Annotated in this window: 18 protein-coding genes and 1 pseudogene; 8 read left to right on the top strand and 11 right to left on the bottom strand. The window is 54.9% G+C overall.

Going from position 1 to position 19,847, the window contains the following annotated elements:
• Nucleotides 1-45: 45 nt before the first annotated feature.
• The 3 genes from HZS80_RS09230 to HZS80_RS09220 form a co-directional block, all read right to left on the bottom strand.
• Nucleotides 46-642, bottom strand: a complete 597-nt coding sequence (locus HZS80_RS09230) for an OmpW/AlkL family protein (RefSeq protein WP_008956408.1) — start codon at nt 640-642, stop codon at nt 46-48.
• A gap of 546 nt (nt 643-1,188) precedes the next feature.
• Nucleotides 1,189-2,265, bottom strand: coding sequence for a 2,3-butanediol dehydrogenase (locus tag HZS80_RS09225; RefSeq protein ID WP_281372579.1), 1,077 nt, complete (start codon nt 2,263-2,265; stop codon nt 1,189-1,191).
• Between the two features lie 16 nt (nt 2,266-2,281).
• Nucleotides 2,282-4,096, bottom strand: a complete 1,815-nt coding sequence (locus tag HZS80_RS09220) for an NAD(P)/FAD-dependent oxidoreductase (protein ID WP_179915884.1) — start codon at nt 4,094-4,096, stop codon at nt 2,282-2,284.
• Between the two features lie 288 nt (nt 4,097-4,384).
• Here HZS80_RS09220 and HZS80_RS09215 point away from each other — a divergent pair, with 288 nt between their 5' ends.
• The 3 genes from HZS80_RS09215 (at nt 4,385) to HZS80_RS09205 (ending at nt 8,516) form a co-directional block, all read left to right on the top strand.
• Complete coding sequence (locus HZS80_RS09215; protein WP_179915883.1) at nt 4,385-6,367, top strand: sigma-54-dependent Fis family transcriptional regulator; 1,983 nt, start codon at nt 4,385-4,387, stop codon at nt 6,365-6,367.
• A gap of 109 nt (nt 6,368-6,476) precedes the next feature.
• Nucleotides 6,477-7,331 carry an AAA family ATPase gene (locus tag HZS80_RS09210; RefSeq protein ID WP_179915882.1) on the top strand — a complete coding sequence of 285 codons (855 nt, stop codon included), beginning with the start codon at nt 6,477-6,479 and terminating at the stop codon, nt 7,329-7,331.
• Nucleotides 7,332-7,334: 3 nt separating this feature from the next.
• Complete coding sequence (locus HZS80_RS09205) at nt 7,335-8,516, top strand: vWA domain-containing protein (protein WP_179915881.1); 1,182 nt, start codon at nt 7,335-7,337, stop codon at nt 8,514-8,516.
• Between the two features lie 5 nt (nt 8,517-8,521).
• On the opposite strand, the pseudogene HZS80_RS09200 reads toward HZS80_RS09205, so the two are convergent.
• Both HZS80_RS09200 and HZS80_RS09195 read right to left on the bottom strand, forming a co-directional pair.
• Nucleotides 8,522-9,054, bottom strand: a pseudogene (locus tag HZS80_RS09200) (cytochrome b).
• 124 nt (nt 9,055-9,178) lie between these two features.
• Nucleotides 9,179-9,742: a hypothetical protein gene (locus HZS80_RS09195; protein ID WP_008956401.1), complete on the bottom strand. Its 564-nt coding sequence runs from the start codon at nt 9,740-9,742 to the stop codon at nt 9,179-9,181.
• A 171-nt stretch (nt 9,743-9,913) separates the two neighbouring features.
• Between HZS80_RS09195 and HZS80_RS09190 the strand changes: the two genes are divergently transcribed.
• The gene (locus HZS80_RS09190; RefSeq protein ID WP_179915880.1) at nt 9,914-10,312 is read left to right on the top strand and encodes a RidA family protein; all 399 of its coding nucleotides are present in this window, start codon (nt 9,914-9,916) and stop codon (nt 10,310-10,312) included.
• On the opposite strand, the gene HZS80_RS09185 is transcribed toward HZS80_RS09190, so the two are convergent.
• From HZS80_RS09185 to HZS80_RS09175, 3 genes are all read right to left on the bottom strand, one after another.
• Entirely contained in the window at nt 10,272-11,738 is a 1,467-nt protein-coding gene (locus HZS80_RS09185; protein WP_179915879.1) for a cobyric acid synthase, read from the bottom strand. The genes HZS80_RS09190 and HZS80_RS09185 overlap by 41 nt on opposite strands.
• A gap of 141 nt (nt 11,739-11,879) precedes the next feature.
• Complete coding sequence (locus HZS80_RS09180) at nt 11,880-12,392, bottom strand: O-acetyl-ADP-ribose deacetylase (protein ID WP_179915878.1); 513 nt, start codon at nt 12,390-12,392, stop codon at nt 11,880-11,882.
• 41 nt (nt 12,393-12,433) lie between these two features.
• A complete protein-coding gene (locus HZS80_RS09175) occupies nt 12,434-13,291 on the bottom strand; it encodes a bifunctional transcriptional activator/DNA repair enzyme AdaA (protein ID WP_179915877.1) in 858 nt (285 codons plus the stop codon).
• Between the two features lie 210 nt (nt 13,292-13,501).
• On the opposite strand from HZS80_RS09175, the gene HZS80_RS09170 reads away from it, so the two are divergent.
• Both HZS80_RS09170 and HZS80_RS09165 read left to right on the top strand, forming a co-directional pair.
• Nucleotides 13,502-14,422, top strand: a complete 921-nt coding sequence (locus tag HZS80_RS09170) for a glutaminase (protein ID WP_179915876.1) — start codon at nt 13,502-13,504, stop codon at nt 14,420-14,422.
• Between the two features lie 103 nt (nt 14,423-14,525).
• Nucleotides 14,526-15,131, top strand: coding sequence for a LysE family translocator (locus tag HZS80_RS09165; RefSeq protein WP_179915875.1), 606 nt, complete (start codon nt 14,526-14,528; stop codon nt 15,129-15,131).
• Here the strand turns inward: HZS80_RS09165 and HZS80_RS09160 are convergent.
• Nucleotides 15,117-15,908 carry an AraC family transcriptional regulator gene (locus tag HZS80_RS09160; RefSeq protein WP_218927653.1) on the bottom strand — a complete coding sequence of 264 codons (792 nt, stop codon included), beginning with the start codon at nt 15,906-15,908 and terminating at the stop codon, nt 15,117-15,119. The two genes, HZS80_RS09165 and HZS80_RS09160, sit on opposite strands and share 15 nt — an antisense overlap.
• Nucleotides 15,909-16,144: 236 nt before the next feature.
• Here HZS80_RS09160 and HZS80_RS09155 point away from each other — a divergent pair, with 236 nt between their 5' ends.
• Together HZS80_RS09155 and HZS80_RS09150 are read left to right on the top strand one after the other, a co-directional pair.
• Nucleotides 16,145-16,963 (top strand): DUF1206 domain-containing protein, encoded by an 819-nt coding sequence (locus HZS80_RS09155; RefSeq protein WP_035557152.1) that lies wholly within the window; start codon nt 16,145-16,147, stop codon nt 16,961-16,963.
• A 9-nt stretch (nt 16,964-16,972) separates the two neighbouring features.
• Entirely contained in the window at nt 16,973-17,572 is a 600-nt protein-coding gene (locus HZS80_RS09150; RefSeq protein ID WP_035557150.1) for a YqaA family protein, read from the top strand.
• A 52-nt stretch (nt 17,573-17,624) separates the two neighbouring features.
• On the opposite strand, the gene HZS80_RS09145 is transcribed toward HZS80_RS09150, so the two are convergent.
• Together HZS80_RS09145 and HZS80_RS09140 are read right to left on the bottom strand one after the other, a co-directional pair.
• Nucleotides 17,625-18,413: a slipin family protein gene (locus tag HZS80_RS09145; protein WP_179915873.1), complete on the bottom strand. Its 789-nt coding sequence runs from the start codon at nt 18,411-18,413 to the stop codon at nt 17,625-17,627.
• 75 nt (nt 18,414-18,488) lie between these two features.
• A complete protein-coding gene (locus HZS80_RS09140) occupies nt 18,489-19,838 on the bottom strand; it encodes an NfeD family protein (RefSeq protein WP_179915872.1) in 1,350 nt (449 codons plus the stop codon).
• Between the last annotated feature and the right edge of the window lie 9 nt (nt 19,839-19,847).

Genomic DNA, 19,847 nt, shown 5'->3' with positions numbered 1-19,847 from the left:
AGTGCTATTTCAGAAGGCTTAGCAAAGCTAAAATCTAGGCAAAGCTTAGAAGCGGTAAGTAACACCACCGCCAATGGTGACGGGTTCGATGTCAACTTCACCACCGACGTTGATATCTGCGTTCACGTCAGCGTAGCTTGCGTAACCATTGAGCATAATATTATCAGTCACGGCCAGATCAACCCCTACTTGCCCAATAGCGCCGTAGCTTTCATCAACGTTCACACCACTCGGCTCGCCAGAGAAGCGTGTGTAGTTAAGGCCAGCACCAACGTAAGGCTGTACACGTGAATCCAAGCCACCCATCGGGTAGTAATTCACAAGTAGATTAACAGGCAGACGATCAACACTACCCACATCGCCTAAAGCAGAGGTGTTCAGATCGTGCTCGAACTTCTCAGAGCTGTTGAGTTCAACGCCAACCTTATCAGTAAACAGGTAACCTGCACCAAAGGTGAAGCCGCGAGCGCTCTGCACGTTCAGTGAATCACCATTCAGATTGCCATTACCTGACCCCGTATCCGTTTGGGCAACACCACCACGAACGAATACATCGCCAGCGTTATAAGCGAGAGCCGCTTGGCTTGCCAGTGCGAAACCGGCAGCGATTACAGCAGCAGAAATCAGTTTCATATTACTCATAAGGGTCGTCCTCTATGCAGCGCGCAGTTCCTTGCGCTTGCGGATTGCGGTAGTTGCTATCCAACTTTCCTATACAGAGTGTAGTATACGAACACTGTTTCCAAATGTCTTGTGAAATATTGTTATAAGAAAGTGCGCCCTGATAGTTTTTCTATTTATAAAACTCGGTCATAAAGCTCAAACATGAAACTAAGACATAAAATACAGGCATAAAAAAAGTCCCCCGAAGGGGACCCAGGTGGAGCACGCCAGCTCACTCGGTGTGTTGCTACCAGGTGGTAACAACGTGGATGAAGAAGGCAGAGAAGCTAGATAGTGAATGGTGCCTCTCTATTCAATCACCCTTTGCCATATATATTGCGATCTGCGTGCCACTTTTTAAAAAATAACCATAAAACAACAGCTTAATATAATACCACTTGATTCGCATTGATCTTTCTCGCACTGCAACAAATAAAGTGCACCACCATTGCGCAATTTTCAGCCTTTGTGCATCACAAAGAATCATGTGAGTTCGTTAGCGCTTAAAAATCCTCAAGATAGTGGCTAGGGTGTCACGATAATTTTCACTTGGGCTTTGTCGTTTAGCAGCGCCTCAAAGCCCTCCTCCACGATATCCGCCAGTGGAATACGCTGGGTCACCATGTCCTCGGCGCGGAAGTAGCCTCGCTGCATCAGTGCCATTACCGCGGGGTAAACATGGCGATAGGCAATAATGCCCTTCATGGTGCGCTCTTGGATGACTAGGTCGTTAGGCTGAAAGCTGGCCTCTCCTTCCCAAATACTCACCACCACCACTTCACCCCCTTCGTGGGTGCTATGCAGCGCCTGATTCAGCACGGCAGGAATGCCAGTGACTTCAAACGCCACGTCTACCCCGCCACCACTCAAGACTTGTAGCTTCGCAACCGCATCCTCCTGTTGCGGGTCAACCACAATAGCCCCTAACGCTTCGGCTTTGGCTTTCCGTGAAGGCGCGACCTCAACGGCATATATTTGAGCAGCGCCTGCGGCCTTGAGAGCCTCAATCGTCATCAAGCCAATCGGCCCAGCGCCAAATACTACCGCGCTATCCCCCGCTTTCAGGCAGCTTTGGCGCACCGCATGCAACGCTACCGCCGCAGGCTCGACCAGCGCGCCTTGCTCGTAGCTAAGATCATCCGGCAGCTTATGCACCATATGTTCACCCATGACGGTGAACTCCGAAAAGCCACCGCCCCCGCCAGAGAGGCCATGAAAGCCCAATAGCGGTGTTAAGTTATAGCGCTCCATTAAGTAGGCGCCATCCTTATTGGGTGAGAGAATCGGCTCAATGGCCACGCGGTCGCCTACCTTCACCCGCGTGACTTTCTCGCCGACCTCGACCACTTCCCCAGCGAACTCATGGCCCATGATGATCGGCGCCTGCTCGCCACTGATCGGGTGCGGCTTACCTACCGGAATAAAAATCGGCCCGGCAGCATACTCATGTAAATCACTGCCGCAAATACCACAGGCAGCCACTTTCACCTTCACTTCATGGGAGTCGCTGATAGTGGGAACCGGCACTTGCTCAACGCGTAAATCTTTTGCTGCATACCAAACCGCGGCCTGCATCGTTTGCTGACTGATGGACTGACTCATGGGTTACCCTTCCTTGTTAAGACGTGTGGTGAACCGGCTGCAGCCCATAGACAGGCGTTTCCAGCCCCTCCATGCGTGCCTTTAACTGCAGCGCTAAATAGTGTGAGTAGTGCCGCGACTGGTGCAGGTTGCCGCCGTGGAACCACAGCGCCTCCTGCTGGGTAGGTTTCCACATATTGCGCAGCTCGCCCTCCCAAGGGCCGGGGTCTTTGGTGGTGTCAGAGCCCAAGCCCCAGCACTTGCCCACTTTATCCGCCACTTCCTGGGAGATAAGCCGCGCCGCCCAGCCATTCATGGAGCCATAACCGGTGGCGTAGACGATCAAATCTGCTTCTAGCTCGCTGCCATCGGTGAGTGTGATGGAGTGAGGGTTGATACGCTCGATCCCTACGCCGCTGCGCAGTTTTATATCGCCACTGGCGACCAGATCACAGGCGCCCACATCGATGTAGTAACCCGAGCCCCGGCGCAGGTACTTCAAGAACAACCCAGACTCATCATCACCGAAGTCGAGTAGAAAGCCTGCGTCTTCCAGCTTCTGATAGAACTCGGCGTCGCGCTGTTTGATTGCCTCAAACGCCGGACGCTGAAAGTCCGGCAGCACCTTGTAGGGGATCGAGGCAAAAATCAGATCAGCCTTCTCGTGGGTTAAGCCATTGGCCACGGCCTCTTCGGAGTAGAGCGGCCCCAGCACTTCCTCCATCAAAGAGTCCGACTTCACGATATGGGTGGATGAACGCTGCAGCATGGTCACATCGGCATCGTGCTCCCAGAGTGCCGCGGCAATATCATGGGCCGAGTTATTCGAGCCCACAATCACACACTTTTTACCCGCATAAGCATCCGGCCCTGGGTGCTGGCTAGAGTGCTGCTGCTCACCTGCAAAGCTTTCCGCGCCGGGAAATGTCGGCACATTGGGCATACCCGACATCCCGGTGGCCATTACCAGCTGTTTCGGGCGTAGCGTGATCTCTTCGCCGTTGCGCTTAACGTTAACCACCCACTCGCCTGCGGCGTCGTCATAGCGTGCATTCTGACACTCAGTGGAGCTCCAATAATTGAGCTCCATCACCTTTGTGTACATTTCCAGCCAATCGCCCACCTTGTCTTTCGGTGCAAACACCGGCCAGTTCTCCGGGAAGGGAATATAGGGTAGGTGGTCGTACCACACCGGGTCGTGCAGGCAGAGAGATTTATAGCGCTTGCGCCAGGAGTCACCGGCTCGCTCGTTGCGCTCGATAATAATGGTCGGCACGCCCATCTGCTTCAGCCGCGCGCCCAAACCAATACCGCCCTGGCCGCCGCCAATAACAACGCAATACGGCTGCTGCGTGTAGCCAAGCTCTGCCTCTTCGCGCTCCTGTGACTCTAACCAGGTTTCACGCTGCTTATTGGCCCCGTGCTCGGCCCCTTTTGGGCGGTTGTGGTTACGCGGCTCGGGAAAGTCGTGCAGTGACTGCATGGTGGTTAACAGCGTCCAACATTTGCCGTCTTTAAGGCGCAAGTAGCCTTTGCCGCTGGCGACCGCTGTCTCAAAGGTAAACCACGCCTCACTGGTGTCGCCGTTCTGGGCAGCTTCGCCTTCTAGCTGCCAGTTCGAAGGACGCACGTTCTCCAGGGTGGCATTGAGCATGGCCTGAATAGCGTCTTTTCCCTCACAGGTTTTTAAATTCCAGGTAAAGGTTACAAAGTCGCGCCAGTAACACTCCTCATTAAATAGCGACAAAACACGCTGAATATCCTGGCCTTGCAGCGCTTTATCAAAATCACTCAGCCACCCTTGGACAATAGCCGTGGCGGTTTGCTGGGTTTGTGCCGATATTTCGGACATAGCGAGTACTCCATCGTTTGTTATTGTTAAATTGCTGTTGAGACACCCAACTCTAAGCACCCGCCGTGCCAATCATTTCATATAAACCACAAGCATCTGAAAAATATAAACAATTCTAAAAAAGCAGATATCTATTAGGCGTCGCACAAGGCGTACACCTGTCACGTCTAGTTGTAAACGACGTTACAGGTGTAACGCACGACTAACGGCGTAATAGCGCTGCGTTGACACCCACGCCAGAGCGCATAGGCTGGAAGGACAATAACAAGCCCCACGGTGAACCACGCCATGCCTACTCCATCGCCCCGGCCTGCACGGCTGCCATCCGTCCAGCGCCAACATATCGAGCATATTTTCCAGCTCGGCGAAGGCCTGGAAGTTCCGCAGCTACCGGCCCAGCAAACCATTCGACGCTCCTGGCTGCGCTGCCTAAACGAGTACCAGCTCGATCCCACCCAGCCACGCCCAGCCCGGGTGGTGCCTCAACAAATCCTGATCGAGCACCGGGAATCCGTGGATGAACTACTGCACGTGGCAAGAGCCGGGGTTGACCAGCTTTATCAGCAAATTGCGCAACTAGGCTACGTGCTACTGCTCACCGACCACCGCGGGATAACCGTCGAGTTTCGTGGCGACCCCAACCAAGACCAGCAATTGCGCAAAGCGGGCCTTTATCTCGGTGCCGACTGGGACGAACGCTTCGCGGGTACCTGTGCCGTGGGCACCTGCCTGCACGACCGCCAAGCGATTATTTGCCACCGCCAGGAGCACTTCGACGCCTCGCATATTTCGCTTACCTGTACTGCCGCGCCCATCGCCGACCCCCAGGGCAACGTCATGGCCGTGCTGGATATCTCCGCGCTGCAATCGCCTACCCAGCATGAGAGCCAAAATTTTAGCCTTTCGCTGGTGACGCTCTACGCACGAATGATCGAGGACGCCTATTTTCTCCAGCGCTACCGTGACTGCCTAATGGTGCGCCTGGATACCTCGCGAGAGTTTGTGCATGTAAATGGACGCGGACTCATCGCTATTGAAGAGAACGGGCAAGTGATTGCTGCCAACGCAGTGGGTCGTGATCTGATAAGTGAACACCAGCGCCGTTGGCCACCCTGGTCAGCCCATCACACCCCAATGCTGGGGGAGCTATTCGAGTGCGAGATCGCCGATGTGCTCAGCATTAATAGCGCCACCGACGATCAACTGCGTGCTTTTCGCGCCAGGGTCGACAACACGATTTACTTTATTAGCCTGCTGGAGCCGCGCCGTCCTCGACTTGCTCAGCAAGCGCAATCGCTCCCCTCCAGCCTGCCGGAAGCACTGGTACGCCTCGGTGCCGACGACCCAGCCATGCGCAAAGTGCAGAAGCTGGCTGAGCGGCTGCGCAACGAAGCCAGCGTCAATGTACTGATTAGCGGTGAAACCGGCACCGGCAAAGAGGTCGTTGCCCGTGCCCTGCATGACAGCGGCAACCGATCTAAAGGCCCCTTTATCGCGGTAAACTGTGCCGCCATTCCCGAAGCGCTGATCGAAAGCGAGCTGTTTGGTTACGAGCCCGGCGCCTTTACCGGCGGGCGCGCCAAAGGTATGCGCGGGCTGATCCCCCAGGCCCACGGCGGCACACTGTTTTTAGATGAAATCGGCGATATGCCGCTGGCCCTGCAAACCCGCTTGCTGCGCGTGCTGGCAGAACGGGAAGTCATGCCACTGGGTGCCAATACGCCCGAGAAGGTCGATATTCGGGTGATTACCGCCACTCATCGCAATATCGATGCGATGATCCAGCAAGGTGAGTTCCGCGAAGATCTCTATTACCGCCTTAACGGGGCCCAACTGCGCCTGCCCGCGCTACGCGACCGCGCCGATAAGCTCTACGTTATCCGCCGTGTATTTGACGACATCATCCAAGAGCGAGCCTCCAACCAATCACCGCGCCTGCGGGCCGATGCCATCAGCGCCCTGCTCGCCTATGCCTGGCCCGGTAATATCCGCCAGCTAAAGAATGCGCTGGCCTTTGCACTGGCCACCTCAGAAAGCGACGAAATCACCGTACATGACCTACCCGAGCAGTGCCTAAGCCAGCGCATCACGCAGCAGGCAACTTTCCAGCCTGCAGACGCTGGTCGCGACACTGATCACACATTGCTGGAAATGCTCAAGGAGCAGCACTGGAACATTAGCGCGGTAGCCCGCGCTCTCGGGGTTTCGCGGCCTACCGTGTACCGGCAAATGCAGCGCCAAGGCATAGTGCCGCCAAATTGGCAGGGCTAAGCGCAAATGTGTTAATCCGCTAGTTGGCCTTGGGGTTTACCCTCACGTACACTTGTTTGAACTCGTTTATCCATTTATAAACCCGCTTTCGACAAGCCGAGGCTCTCCCATGGCGTTTGACTCCACTTCTTCCTATATCGCAACCAATGCGCTTAAGCAGGCGGTGAATGCTGCCGTGGTGCTCGAACGACCGCTATTGATCAAAGGCGAGCCGGGCACCGGCAAAACCCTGCTGGCCGAAGAACTGGCCGAGTCTCTTGATACCCAGTTGATTACCTGGCATATCAAATCCAGCACCAAGGCGGCCCAGGGTTTATACGAGTACGATGCCGTCAGCCGCCTGCGTGACTCTCAGCTAGGCGTTGAAGGTGTAGAGAATGTCGCTAACTACATCAAGCCCGGCAAGCTGTGGGAAGCCTTTACCGCCAACGAGCGCGTGGTGTTATTGATCGACGAGATCGACAAGGCCGATATCGAATTTCCCAACGACCTGCTCCAAGAGCTGGATCGTATGGAGTTTCACGTTTACGAAACTGGCGAAACCATCCGCGCCGAGCAGCGCCCGATTATCATCATCACCTCGAATAATGAAAAAGAGCTGCCGGATGCGTTCCTGCGCCGCTGTTTTTTCCACTACATCGAGTTCCCCGACCGCGAGACCATGCAGGCGATTGTCGATGTGCACTTCCCGGATATCGCCTCCCGGCTTGTCAGCGAAGCCCTAGAGGTATTTTTCGAGCTGCGTAAAGCGCCAGGCCTTAAGAAAAAGCCGTCAACGTCTGAACTGGTCGATTGGCTCAAGCTACTGATGGCTGACGATATTGCTCAAGAAGCGCTCTACAACCGCGACCCGGCCAAAGCGCTGCCGCCGATGGCCGGCGCCCTGGTCAAAAACGAGCAGGACACCCAGTTGCTCGAGCGCTTGGCGTTTATGATCCGTCGTCAGAAAGGCACAGGCCGCTAAGCCATGTTTATCGGCCTGTTTGAGACGTTAAAGCGCGCGGGCGTTCCGGTATCGCTGCGCGAGCTGCTGGATCTTCACGCCGTGGTGGAACGCGGCGTGGTGTTCGCCGACATGGAGGCCTTCTATCAGGTGGCCCGCACGGTGATGGTCAAAGACGAGCGCCACTTTGACCGCTTTGATCGTGCCTTCGCCGCCTGGTTTAAAGGCCTCGAGGACATGGACGCCGCTATTGAAGCGCTAATCCCCGATGACTGGCTGCGACGGGAGTTTGAGAAGCAGCTGACCGACGAAGAGAAAGCCAAGATTGAATCTCTGGGTGGCCTTGAAGAACTCATCGAAACGTTTAAAAAACGCCTGGAGGAGCAAAAAGAGCGCCACGCGGGGGGCAATAAATGGATCGGCACCGGTGGCACTAGCCCTTTCGGGGCCTACGGCTACAACCCAGAGGGCATTCGTATTGGTCAGGATGGCTCGCGCCACCGCCGCGCCACCAAGGTCTGGGACGAGCGACGCTTTCGGGATTACGATGATTCGCTGGAGCTAGGCACCCGCAATATCAAGATGGCGCTGCGGCGGCTGCGCAAGTTTGCCCGCCAGGGCGCGCAGGACGAGTTCGATGTGGATAGTACCATCCGCGAAACCGCCAAAGATGCCGGGCTACTCAACGTGCAGATGCGCCCAGAGCGCCATAACGCGGTGAAGGTGCTGCTGTTTTTGGATGTGGGCGGCTCGATGGATGACCATATTCGCGTCTGCGAAGAACTGTTCTCTGCCGCCCGCTCAGAGTTCAAGCATCTGGAGCACTACTACTTCCATAACTGCCTTTACGAAGGGGTTTGGCGAAACAATATGCGTCGGGGTAACGAGCGGATCCCGACCATGGATGTATTGCACACCTACGGTGCGGATTACCAGGTAGTGATTGTCGGCGATGCGGCCATGTCGCCCTATGAGGTCACCCACCCAGGCGGCAGCGTAGAGCACTTTAACGACGAAGCGGGCGGCGTGTGGCTTAAGCGTTTATGCGAAACGTTTCCTCGCCTGGCGTGGCTTAACCCGATGCCGCCCCGGGCCTGGGAGTACACCTACTCGACTGCGCTCATTCGTGAGATTATCGAAGACCGTATGTACCCCATGACCATGGAGGGCCTGGAAACCGCCATGCGCGAGCTAGCAAAGAAGTAGTCTAATTATCCGGCCATGCGCGTTAGCACGTCGTGGTGAGTCAGCTTGCGATGCAAAATGGCCATCACGATGTGCCCTACGATCAGCGCCAGCAGTGTCCAGCCCAGCTCACCGTGGAGCAAACCGCCGAGATCCGTCATCCAGGTGATCTCCTCGCCCTCAAAACCTGACATCAGCGTAATGCCAAACACCTCAAGCGAACGGCCCGAACCGTACTGGCGAATAAGTGCAATCGTCGGAATCGCGATCATCAAGCCGTAGAGTGCAAGATGGCCAGCTTTGCCATAACGCTCACCGATGGCGGGCGACGCGACGCATTGGCTAACGCCCATATCGTTCTCAGTACGACTAAGGTCAGTAGCAATACACCCACTGGGTAATGGGTTCCCCAGAAGAACGCTTCAAAGGGTGTGTCCGGAAAAAGCCAGTGCGCCGTGGCACTCGTAAACTGCCAAGCAAACAGTAGCGCCATCCCCCAATGCAACAAGCGGCTAATCGCACCGTAACGTTGACTGTTATCCATTATCGGTGATGCCATGCAGCTTCTCCCTTCTTTTAATAAGCTAGTCGTGATGCTTATTTTATCGGGGCAACACGTAAATAACATGGCAACAACGTGCAACTTGGTTGCACAAACTGGAACGCAGCGTTCCCAAGGGCTGTTAAAGCGACTGCGGAAAATCGTTTAAACCCTTCAAAAAGGCCTGCTTGGCAGCCTCAAACGTCTTAGGGTCATGCTTAAAGCGACGCAGAATAAGCGCTTCATCCAACACCAGGGTAGGCGCCAATTCGCGAATACTCTTGGCAGGATGGCGAGCGCCCAAGCCAATACGCTTTCCATCCACCCCGCCGAACCAGCGCTTAATGCCACTTTTTTTATAGAACGCTTCTTGTTCGGCGTTATCCACTTCGACACGTAGCGGGGCTTTCAAAGTAAGTTCGCTGATCAAACGCTGCTTGGAATCTGCTTGGTCAAGCGCGCAGGCGTGAGTCACCGTCATGCCCTCGCCCTCCTCGTCCAGCACTAGCAGCGCCAGCGCTTGGGGTTTACCCTGGCCGTCAACGGCAGCAAACAGCCGCGCTGCTTCTTGCGGAAAAAACACACTGCAGGTGCCGGTGAACACGACCAGCGGCGTAAGACCCGCCTCTTGTCCGTAAACCTCAGCGCATAATCGCGCCAGACAGGCGTTGCGCTGGGCCTCTGCGTTAACGTGTACGACCTTCATTTGAATCATCCTCACCGACTAAAAACCCGCAAGCCTAGAGCAAACATCACCGTTTTGACAGCGCGACGTGCCTCACCACAACGTCCATTCATTTTTACTGATACTGAACACTACTGTTAACAATCTGTCGAAGAGAATTGTAAGCGTGAACATCACTTAGAAGGAGCTAGTATGCCCACCTTTATGAATGACCCTACCATGCCCACACCAAGCTTTCCCGGTAGCCACATGGTAGTCGATGATCACTATGTGTTTATTTCAGGACTGACCGTTGACGATTTCTCTAACGGCCACGCAGTCAAAGGCGACGTTAAAGAAGAGACCCGCCTTGTGATGCGCGCGCTATCGCGCATGCTTGAAATGGAAGGCGGCAGCTTAGCGGACATAGTGCGGGTGGATATCCACCTCACGGATCTACACGCTATCCAAGACATGGACAGTGTTTACGCGGAGTACTTTGAACCTGGACGCTACCCTGCCCGCACCTGCACCGAATCCCCTAACCTCTACGGTGGAAGCAGTATTGAAATCACTGTGATGGCGAAGCGCCAGCCTCAATCAGCGCAATAACCGCTTCAATATCGACGTGGGCTTCCAGCATATCGGCCAAGCGATCAAGCTCACGCTCTCGGTGAGCTTGATAGTCGCTCTGTTCACCGTTAACCAAACCTAACTGTTTCAGCAGTGCCTGGCAGCCATCGGGATGGTCAAACAAGCCATGCAGGTAGGTGCCCAGTATCTGGCCGTCATCGCTAATGGCACCTTCCGGGCGGCCATCCACAGTAAATAAGGGGGAATTCAAGGCAGCCCCTTCGCTCACACCATTATGGATTTCATAGCCGGTGACTGTCGCGCCTTCAGTAAACGTTACGCCGCTCACGTTTCGCAGCTGTTTGCCCGCCACCATACGCGTTTTGAGCGGCAGCAACCCCAATCCTGTCACCTTTCCCGGCTGGCCCTCCAGCCCATCAGGGTCATCCACCCACTCGCCCAGCATTTGAAAGCCACCGCAAATACCTAACACCTTACCGCCGTAGCGCAGGTGGCGCTGAATGGCTTTATCCCAGCCCTGGCCCCGTAACCAGGTAAGATCGCTGGCAGTGCTTTTACTACCAGGCAGAATAATCACATCAGCAGCAGGAATCGGCTGCTCGGGCCCCACAAAGGTTAGCGCCACCTGAGGGTGCAAGCGCAGCGGGTCGAAGTCGGTGTGGTTACTGATACGTGGCAGCGCTGGCACGACGATATTAAGCACTTTGCTCTGCTTCTCGGCCTGGATCACCCCAATGCTATCTTCAGAGTCGAGTACCAGCCCTTGCAGATAGGGCAGCGTGCCCAGTACCGGTTTACCAGTCCGCGCTTCCAACCACTCAAGTCCCGGTTCCAGCAGCGCAATATCACCTCGAAAGCGGTTGATAATAAAGCCTTTGGTACGCGCCTGTTCGCTCTCGCTCAATAGCGCCAACGTACCTACCAATTGGGCGAATACCCCACCTCGATCAATATCCCCCACCAGCAGCACTGGGCAATCAGCCGCTTCGGCAAAGCCCATATTAGCGATATCGCCCTCGCGCAGGTTGATCTCAGCGGGGCTGCCAGCGCCTTCAGCAATAATCACGTCAAAACGACTTTCTAACGCTTGCCACGCGGCCATTACGCTCTCTTGAGCGGTACGTTTGAAAGCGTGGTAATCCAGCGCGTCCATATGGCCATGTACCTTGCCACGTAAAATCACCTGGGCGCCGCGATCGGTTTCCGGCTTTAGCAGTACCGGATTCATATCGCTGTGGGGTGCTAAATAGCAGGCTTGTGCTTGTAAGGCCGTAGAGCGTCCAATCTCGCCGCCGTCCTCAGTCACGGCGCTATTCAGCGCCATATTCTGGGGTTTAAAGGGCGCCACTGATATCCCACGCCTTGCCAGCGCGCGGCAAAGGGCTGCCACAACGGTGCTTTTACCCGCATCCGAGGTGGTGCCTTGAATCATCAGTGTGGCCATAAAGAGTCTCGCCCAGGTGAACAAGGTCGAGACTGTAGCGGGAGGTGATAAACGGCGCAATGTGTCTATCCGTTTCCAGACATATCGATCATCGTACGACCACTATCTAGCTCTACCCATGCCCTTTTCCGTTTTACGACACTAATCGGTTAATTGATTAAGACACGCGTTATAAACCGCCAACTCATCAGCCGAAAAACAGCAGAATGTCACCGACTCAACGCTTGGGTACTTCTTCAACACCGTTTTAACCGTTGAGACGGCTATCGCCGCGGCCTGCTGGATGGGAAAACGGTACACGCCGGTGCTGATACTTGGGAAAGCCACTGTGTCAGCATTCACGGTAGCCGCCAACGCTAAAGACTGCCGATAGCAGGAGGCAAGCAGTGCCTCCTCGCCTTGTTCTCCGCCCTTCCACACCGGGCCAACCGTATGGATGACATAGCGGGCCGGTAACTCAAAACCATCCGTCAGCTTGGCTTCTCCTGTCGCGCAGCCGCCTAGCTCCTTGCAGGCTGTCAGCAGTTCAGGCCCCGCAGCGCGATGGATAGCGCCGTCAACACCGCCACCCCCAAGTAGTGAGGTATTCGCGGCGTTCACAACTGCATCGACCTTCAGGCGTGTTATATCCGCTTGAATGGCGTTGATGTTCATAAAAATTTCCTTCTTTACTTCATCTTTACTTCGCGACTGCGTTAGAGAGAAAGTTCTACTTCAGGGGTTGAAGCACTCAATTGCGACAGCTCCCAGGCTTGCACCATCCGCTTTTTCTCAACACCCCACCGGTAGCCACCAAGCGCACCGCTTTGCTGAATCACCCGGTGGCAGGGAATCCACAGCGCGATCGGGTTAGCGCCTACGGCATTACCTACTGCACGGGAGGATTTTGGCGTGCCTAATGCCCTAGCGATATGCGAGTAACTGGCCAGCTGGCCTTCGGGAATAGTGAGTAGTGCCCGCCACACGGCAATTTGAAAATTGGTGCCCGTCACGTGCAATGACAAAGCAGCCGGCGCCTCTTCTGACTTGGCAAAAATCGCCTCCACCGCATAGCGCGTGGCAACTCGGTTAGGGTGGAAGGTGCTGCGCGGCCACTCCATGGCTAGCTTTGTCAGCAGTTCTTCTTCACTGGTGGTATCGATAAAGCCCATGCGACAAATACCACGGGGCGTCATTGCCACAAACATGCTGCCAAGAGGCGTTTCATGAACCCCATAAGTAATCTCAACGCCCTCACCCTGGCGCTTATACTCCCCAGGCGTAACGGCCTCTAGCTGAACAAAGTGATCATAAAGCCGTGAGCCGCCGCTGAGCCCCAGGGTATGAGCAATATCCAGCAACGAAGTAGAGGAGTGCATCAACTGTTTACCCCGCTCCAGCGTTAGCGCCTGTAAAAATCGTTTAGGGCTAATCCCCACATAACGACAAAACAGCCGCTGGAAATGGAAGGCACTAATATGAACGTGAGCGGCCACTGTTTCCAAATCAGGCTGCTCAGTGGCATTGGCAACCATGTAGGTCATGGCCTTTTCGATACGCGCATAATCGTTCATGTTTATCTCTCTAGCCGTTTCAGGCTAATTATGGGCTTATCATGGCAGCCTAAGCGCTCAAGGCCCCGTTGCCGACCCGTATCTTGCTCAATGCATAGTGGGCAAATACCTATTGTTTTAGCGTTATTATTTCGGTGATGCAAAAAAGACAATCTACTTGTTTTCCGCTAGGGTGAGGCCCCGCCTCTATTGACAGTGCACACTAAGCCCATGCAAGACTTAATTGATGACATTGCCGCAGCCATGGCGAAAGCAGAGGAACGTGGCAAGGTCGCAGACTATATTCCCGAACTTGGCCATGTTGACCCACAACAATTTGCCATTTCGCTCGCCACCGTCGATGGCCAAGTATATTCGGCGGGCTGCGCGACCACCCCCTTCTCAATCCAAAGCATTTCCAAAGTTTTTACGCTGACGATCGCGCTAGGCCAGATGGGCGACTCACTTTGGACAAAAGTGGGCCGTGAACCCTCGGGCGACCCCTTCAACTCTATCGTGCAGCTTGAACACGAAAGCGGCAAACCGCGTAACCCGTTTATCAATGCCGGTGCCATTGCGGTGGTTGATGCGATCATGATGGGCCATGAACCCAAAGAGACGCTGGGTGAAATTCTCAGCTTCGTGCGCTATATCGCCGATGACGACAGCATTTGCTTTGACCATGCGGTAGCCGCCTCAGAAATGGCACACCGTGACCGTAATGCTTCATTAGCGCATTTCATGAAAGCCTTTGGTCACCTTCGCCACGACGTCGATAAGGTGCTAGGCACCTACTTTCATCAGTGTGCTATTGCGATGAGCTGTGAGCAGCTCGCTCATGCTGGCCTGTTCCTGGCTTCGGATGGCGTCAATAAACCCAGCAACATTCGGGTCGTCGCCCCTCAGCGGGCACGGCGTATCAATTCACTGATGATGATGTGTGGGCACTACGACGCCTCAGGGGAGTTCGCCTTTCGGGTGGGCCTGCCCGGCAAAAGTGGTGTGGGCGGCGGCATACTGGCCATCGCCCCAGGCCACGGCGCCATTGCCGTTTGGTCACCAGGATTAGACGCCTACGGCAACAGCTTGCTAGGCACCCAGGCGCTTGAAATGTTTGTGCAGCGCACTGGCTGGTCGGTGTTTGGGCATTAAAAGCAAAGAGTTAAAGGCAATGGTTTAATCATTCACCTCAATTTTGTTCAATACCGCCAACAGGAACCATTACAAACTCCTTGCACTACCAAGGAGAATGACAATGAGCGCTACACTACTGCTGCCTACACTTCTGCCCATGACTGCATTTGCTCTTGCTGCGTCTATTTCGCCGGGGCCGGTCAACATCGTTTGTTTGAGTAGCGGTACGCATTACCCTATCGCTAAAGGGCTTGTTTTTGTAACCGGCGCCACGCTGGGTTTTGTCGCACTGTTTTTAGCCATCGGCGCTGGCCTTTACTCCCTGCTGAGTGTGGTGCCACTGCTGGAAACGTTTTTACGCTGGGCAGGCATTCTGTTTTTACTCTATCTCAGCTATCAACTTTTACAGCACGATGGGCGCTTGCAGGAGCGAGCCGGCGTCAAAGCCCCAGGGTTTATGACAGGCGCCATGATGCAGTGGCTCAACCCCAAGGCGTGGCTGGCGTCTGCCGCTGGCATTGGTGCCTACACCAGTGCTGATGCCCCCTATCAGCTATGGCTGTTTGCCGGTCTCTATTTGCCTATTTGTTGGATATCGCTAGCCAGTTGGGTATACGCAGGCGCTTTTCTGAAACCCTATGTTCATCGTCCTATCATCTTACTAACGGTTAACCGCGCACTCGCTATCTGCCTGGCGGCTAGCGCTATTGTCTTACTGGTTGAGTAGCGGGTAGCGGTACTGGTTGGGTGTCGCTCCTACCAGCCGCTTAAACGTTCTTTGAAAGTGTGGCTGATCATTAAAGCCAGTGTTCATAGCTGCTTGAACAATAGGCTGCCCGTGCTTTAGCGCTATCTGTCCCTTCTGGATCCGCTGGTTAATCAGGTAGGCATGAGGCGTTAGTCCGAAGTGCTGTTTGAAGGCGCGAATCAGGTGCCCAGCGCTATAGCCCGACTGCTGACATAGCCGCTCAAGCGATATATCGGAAGCATAATTGGCACGTAAATAAGCCGCGACATTCTCTAGCGTGCTGGGCGCTTGAGGCAATGCGGCGGGGGATTCTTGAGCAAGCACTTGCAGCGTGGCAGACAAGCACTCGACTAACGCCGTTTGCTTATCGCCAATGTCGCGTTGTTCGTCCAGCAAACAAGCGGCCATATCGCAGTACCCGGCATAAAGCGCTGGCTGGGTAATGACGGCGGTAGCGATATCTTGCCAGTACGGCGTATTCAACAGGCCCAGTTGGTAACGCAATTCACTCAGCCACTCGGTATCGACGTAGAGCATCATGTACGCCCAGGGCTGGTTCTCGACGGGGTTGCAGGCATGCACCCAATGGGGATTCATCATAACGATATCTCCCGCACTAATCTGATGTGTCGCATCGCGATAGCAAAAGGTGCTTTGACCAGAGGTAACCGCCCCCAGCGACCAATGCGTATGGCTATGAGGTGCATAGCAAACTTGTCGCGCGTCGCTGATCTTGCGCAGTTCCACATATGGCATCCGTATATCGCGCCAAAAGACAGGTGTCGATGTATTAGATGTGGTAGCTGACGACTTGTTAATTGACAAAGGTGCACTCATGGTTTGCTCGTATTAATAAAAATAGCGACTCGTCTTTTTTGCAGAAACTACACTGGACAATAGCACAGCACACGCACAGTATGGGCCGCCAAAAAGCTCGAGATGAACTAGTTTGCATAGGAATTCGCAACGCCATATCAAGTCAGGAGGACACCATGGCTAATAGTATGAAAAACCCCGATCACCGTGATGCGATTACGCTTTTCGCCCGCATGGGCTACGCCTCCCGCGGCATCGTTTATGTGTTAGTGGGTGGCCTTGCCGCGCTGGCAGCCTTTGGCCAAGGTGGCCAAACAGAAGGCAGCCGCGGTGCATTAGAAAGAGTCCTCACCGCCCCCTTTGGAAAAATACTATTAGGTGTCATCGCAGTGGGTTTGGTTGGCTACGCCATGTGGCGCACCATTCAAGCGGTCAAAGACGCCGACCATCACGGCAACGGTGCTAAAGGCTTAGCTATTCGTGCAGGCTTATTAGCGAGTGCGATTACCCATACGCTATTGGCCTTTTTTGCCGCCACGCTCATCTTCCAATTTACGGGCTCTTCCGGGGGGTCAGGCGGTGGCTCACAGGGCGTGGCAGGCTGGTTGATGCAGCAGCCTTTTGGCCGTTGGCTGGTAGGGGCCGTTGGCTTGGTCATGATTGGTGTCGGCATCTCCCATGCCTTCAAGGGTTATAAGGCCAAATTTGACAAGCACTTTGCGATGCCACCCCAAACCCAAAAGTGGGCTTATCCCATCTGCCGTTTTGGCTTAGTCATTCGCGGGATTGTATTTGTCATCGTAGGTAGTTTCTTTCTGATTGCCGCTTATCAGTTTAACCCTGACCAAGCAGGCGGTACGGCTGAAGTATTTAGTGCGCTGCGCAGCCAAGCATACGGTCAATGGTTGCTGGCCATTGTCGCTATCGGGCTCTTCGCGTTTGGCCTATACAGCCTATTAGCGGCTATTTATCGCCGCATTAATCCAGAGATGTAGCGCCCCCTAATGGCCAATACAACGCGAACCAAGCAGTGGTTTGAGCGTATTAACGGCTCAAAGAACATGCTGTGGTTACTCGGCACCCTCTCCTTTTTGGAAACGATTATCCTGCCCATTCCGCTTGAGCTGGTGCTGATCCCGCTGATGGCAGCCAACAAACAACGTATCTGGCTTTTAGCGACGGTCACTACCGCAGGTTGCTTAATTGCATCGCTGGTCGGCTATGGCGTTGGCATGCTGCTTTTTCAGTCGATAGGTACTTGGTTTATTGAATTCATGGGCATGGAACAGAGCTATCAGTCGTTCCAAACCTTCTTCGATCAGTATGGTTTTGCCGCGATTTTAGCCATTGGTATTCTGCCCATTCCCTTTCAGGTCGCGATGATTACCGCAGGCCTTTCCGGCTACCCAGTCCTACTCTTCGCGCTAGCGGCGTTAATTGCCCGCGGCCTGCGTTACTTCGGCCTCGCCTGGCTCGTTCACCGCTTTGGCAGCCGAGTGCTGCTGTTATGGAAGCAACAAGCCCTAGTAACCAGCCTAGTGGCGGGTGTAGTGGTGCTGGCGGTGGCGCTGGGAATGCAGGCTTTGGCGGGGCTGATTGCTTAACCGGCGGTTGAAATATCCAGCCCCACCTTAGCAATGCGCGTTTGGCATTGGCTTACGCATCATCCTGCGTCTTACCAGGCGTTGCTGCCGTATGCTTGGCCTTCATATCTTTGAAGGCCTCCATGATGTCCATGGGTAGCGGGAACACAATCGTCGAGGCGTTTTTGTTGCTCATGTCGCTCATGGTTTGCAGGTAGCGAAGCTGTAGCGCGGCAGAATTCTCCTGCATGACGTTAGCGGCCTCCACCAGCTTTTTAGACGCCTGAAGCTCCCCTTCGGCGTGTATCACCTTGGCGCGACGCTCGCGCTCCGCTTCGGCTTGGCGGGCAATGGCGCGAATCATGCTCTCATCCAAATCCACATGCTTGATTTCAACATTGGCCACTTTGATACCCCAGGCTTCGGTTTGGGTATCAATGATTTCCTGGATATCGTCGTTGAGTTTATCCCGCTCGGAAAGCATCTCATCCAGGTCATGCTTGCCCAGCACGGAGCGCAGCGTGGTCTGCGCCAACTGGCTGGTCGCCTGGGTGAAATTCTCGACTTGAATGATCGCCTTTTCAGGGTCGACAACGCGGAAGTAAAGCACCGCGTTGACCTTGACGGTGACGTTATCCCGGGAAATGACATCCTGCTCCGGTACGTCCATGGTGATTACACGTAAATCCACCACTTCCATCTTCTGAATGGCAGGAATCACAATGACCAACCCTGGCCCCTTCACTTTCTGGTAACGGCCCAGAAAGAACACCACGCCACGCTTATATTCCGGCAGTATACGAATGGAGGCAGCGATCAACATCACCACCAGCACCACAGGGACTAAATACGAAATAATCATTGGGCACCTCGTTTTGCAGATAGCTCGTTTTGCAGATGGTTCGTTATGGGGAAAAGCACGTCATCGTCGCAGGCATCACCGGGGCGTCACATGTACCGTCAAGCCCTCAAGGCGCACCACTTCAAGCTCATCACCCTGTTTAACGGACGCATCGCTCACCGCGTTCCAGCGCTCGCCATGCAGACGCACATGGCCGTTAGTCTCAAAATCCTCCAGCGCCACTGCCGTTGCACCAATCAGTTGCTCCGCACCGCTGTGCACCGGACGCCGCCGCAGCGTTGCAAAGCGCGTTAACGTCCATAGCATCAAGCCGCCAAAAATCAGGGCTACACCGCCAATCAGCGGTAACGAAATGGCCAAGTGTTCGGCATCCATCAGCATCACCGACCCCAACACAAAGGCGATAATGCCGCCCGCCCCCATCACCCCGAAACTAGGCATGAACGCCTCGCCTACCATCAGCGCCATTCCCACCACCATCAGTGCCAGGCCCGCATAGTTAATGGGCAGAACCTGAAAAGCGAACAGCGCCAGCAGCAGGGAGATCACCCCAATGGTGCCGGGAAAGAGGCTGCCGGGGCTGGAAAGCTCGAAAATCAGCCCGTAAAAGCCGATGATCATCAGGAAATAGGCAACGTTGGGATTGGTGATCAGCGAGAGCAGTTGAGTACGCCAGTCCGGGTCGTAACGTTCAATGGCAAGTTCCGTCGTCGCCAATGACTCCTCGCCGCGCTCCATCACCACTGTCATACCGTCAAGCTGAGCCAGCAGGTCTTTAATATCGCGCGCCACCACATCAATGACATTTTGCTCCAGGGCATCACTCTCGGTGAGATTGACCGCATCGCGCACTGCCTCTTCCGCCCAGTCGGCATTGCGGCCGTGGCGCTCCGCCAGGCTGCGGATAAAACTCACCGCGTCTTCAATTACCTTGCGCTCCATGGCGCTGCCATCTTGCTCGCCTTCAGACCCCTCGCCCGCCTCATCACCACCAGTCAGCCCGCCGCCGCCCATTTGCACCGGTGTCGCAGAGCCCAAATGGGTAGAAGGCGCCATGGCCGCTACGTGGCTGCCGTAAAGCAGATAGGTGCCTGCGCTGGCTGCCCGCGCGCCACTGGGAGAAACGTACATCACTACCGGTAGGTCTGAATTAAGCATTTCCCGAATCATATCGCGCGTGGTATCAACCAATCCGCCAGGGGTATCCAGCTCAACAATCACCACTTCGCTGCCCTGCTCTCGGGCTTTACGAAGACCACGCTCAAAATAATCCTTGGTCGCAGGGCCGATAGCGCCTTCAATATTGAGGATTAAAGCGCTGGGCGAAGTTTGTGCCCTGGCCTGCCACGTGAGCGACAGCGCCGCCATCAGTAATCCCGCCACCAATAGCCACAGCCAGTGCGATTTGTGAGGAAGGGAGTGCATATCCGCTCC

This window comes from Vreelandella glaciei (assembly GCF_013415125.1).
Lineage (GTDB): Bacteria > Pseudomonadota > Gammaproteobacteria > Pseudomonadales > Halomonadaceae > Vreelandella > Vreelandella glaciei.
This window is presented reverse-complemented; position numbering and strand designations above follow the sequence as displayed.

Coding starts and splice junctions, on each gene's coding strand:
- HZS80_RS09230 (WP_008956408.1), bottom strand. CDS start 642: ATGAGTAATATGAAACTGATTTCTGCTGCTGTAATCGCTGCCGGTTTC.
- HZS80_RS09225 (WP_281372579.1), bottom strand. CDS start 2,265: ATGAGTCAGTCCATCAGTCAGCAAACGATGCAGGCCGCGGTTTGGTAT.
- HZS80_RS09220 (WP_179915884.1), bottom strand. CDS start 4,096: ATGTCCGAAATATCGGCACAAACCCAGCAAACCGCCACGGCTATTGTC.
- HZS80_RS09215 (WP_179915883.1), top strand. CDS start 4,385: ATGCCTACTCCATCGCCCCGGCCTGCACGGCTGCCATCCGTCCAGCGC.
- HZS80_RS09210 (WP_179915882.1), top strand. CDS start 6,477: ATGGCGTTTGACTCCACTTCTTCCTATATCGCAACCAATGCGCTTAAG.
- HZS80_RS09205 (WP_179915881.1), top strand. CDS start 7,335: ATGTTTATCGGCCTGTTTGAGACGTTAAAGCGCGCGGGCGTTCCGGTA.
- HZS80_RS09195 (WP_008956401.1), bottom strand. CDS start 9,742: ATGAAGGTCGTACACGTTAACGCAGAGGCCCAGCGCAACGCCTGTCTG.
- HZS80_RS09190 (WP_179915880.1), top strand. CDS start 9,914: ATGCCCACCTTTATGAATGACCCTACCATGCCCACACCAAGCTTTCCC.
- HZS80_RS09185 (WP_179915879.1), bottom strand. CDS start 11,738: ATGGCCACACTGATGATTCAAGGCACCACCTCGGATGCGGGTAAAAGC.
- HZS80_RS09180 (WP_179915878.1), bottom strand. CDS start 12,392: ATGAACATCAACGCCATTCAAGCGGATATAACACGCCTGAAGGTCGAT.
- HZS80_RS09175 (WP_179915877.1), bottom strand. CDS start 13,291: ATGAACGATTATGCGCGTATCGAAAAGGCCATGACCTACATGGTTGCC.
- HZS80_RS09170 (WP_179915876.1), top strand. CDS start 13,502: ATGCAAGACTTAATTGATGACATTGCCGCAGCCATGGCGAAAGCAGAG.
- HZS80_RS09165 (WP_179915875.1), top strand. CDS start 14,526: ATGAGCGCTACACTACTGCTGCCTACACTTCTGCCCATGACTGCATTT.
- HZS80_RS09160 (WP_218927653.1), bottom strand. CDS start 15,908: ATGCCATATGTGGAACTGCGCAAGATCAGCGACGCGCGACAAGTTTGC.
- HZS80_RS09155 (WP_035557152.1), top strand. CDS start 16,145: ATGGCTAATAGTATGAAAAACCCCGATCACCGTGATGCGATTACGCTT.
- HZS80_RS09150 (WP_035557150.1), top strand. CDS start 16,973: ATGGCCAATACAACGCGAACCAAGCAGTGGTTTGAGCGTATTAACGGC.
- HZS80_RS09145 (WP_179915873.1), bottom strand. CDS start 18,413: ATGATTATTTCGTATTTAGTCCCTGTGGTGCTGGTGGTGATGTTGATC.
- HZS80_RS09140 (WP_179915872.1), bottom strand. CDS start 19,838: ATGCACTCCCTTCCTCACAAATCGCACTGGCTGTGGCTATTGGTGGCG.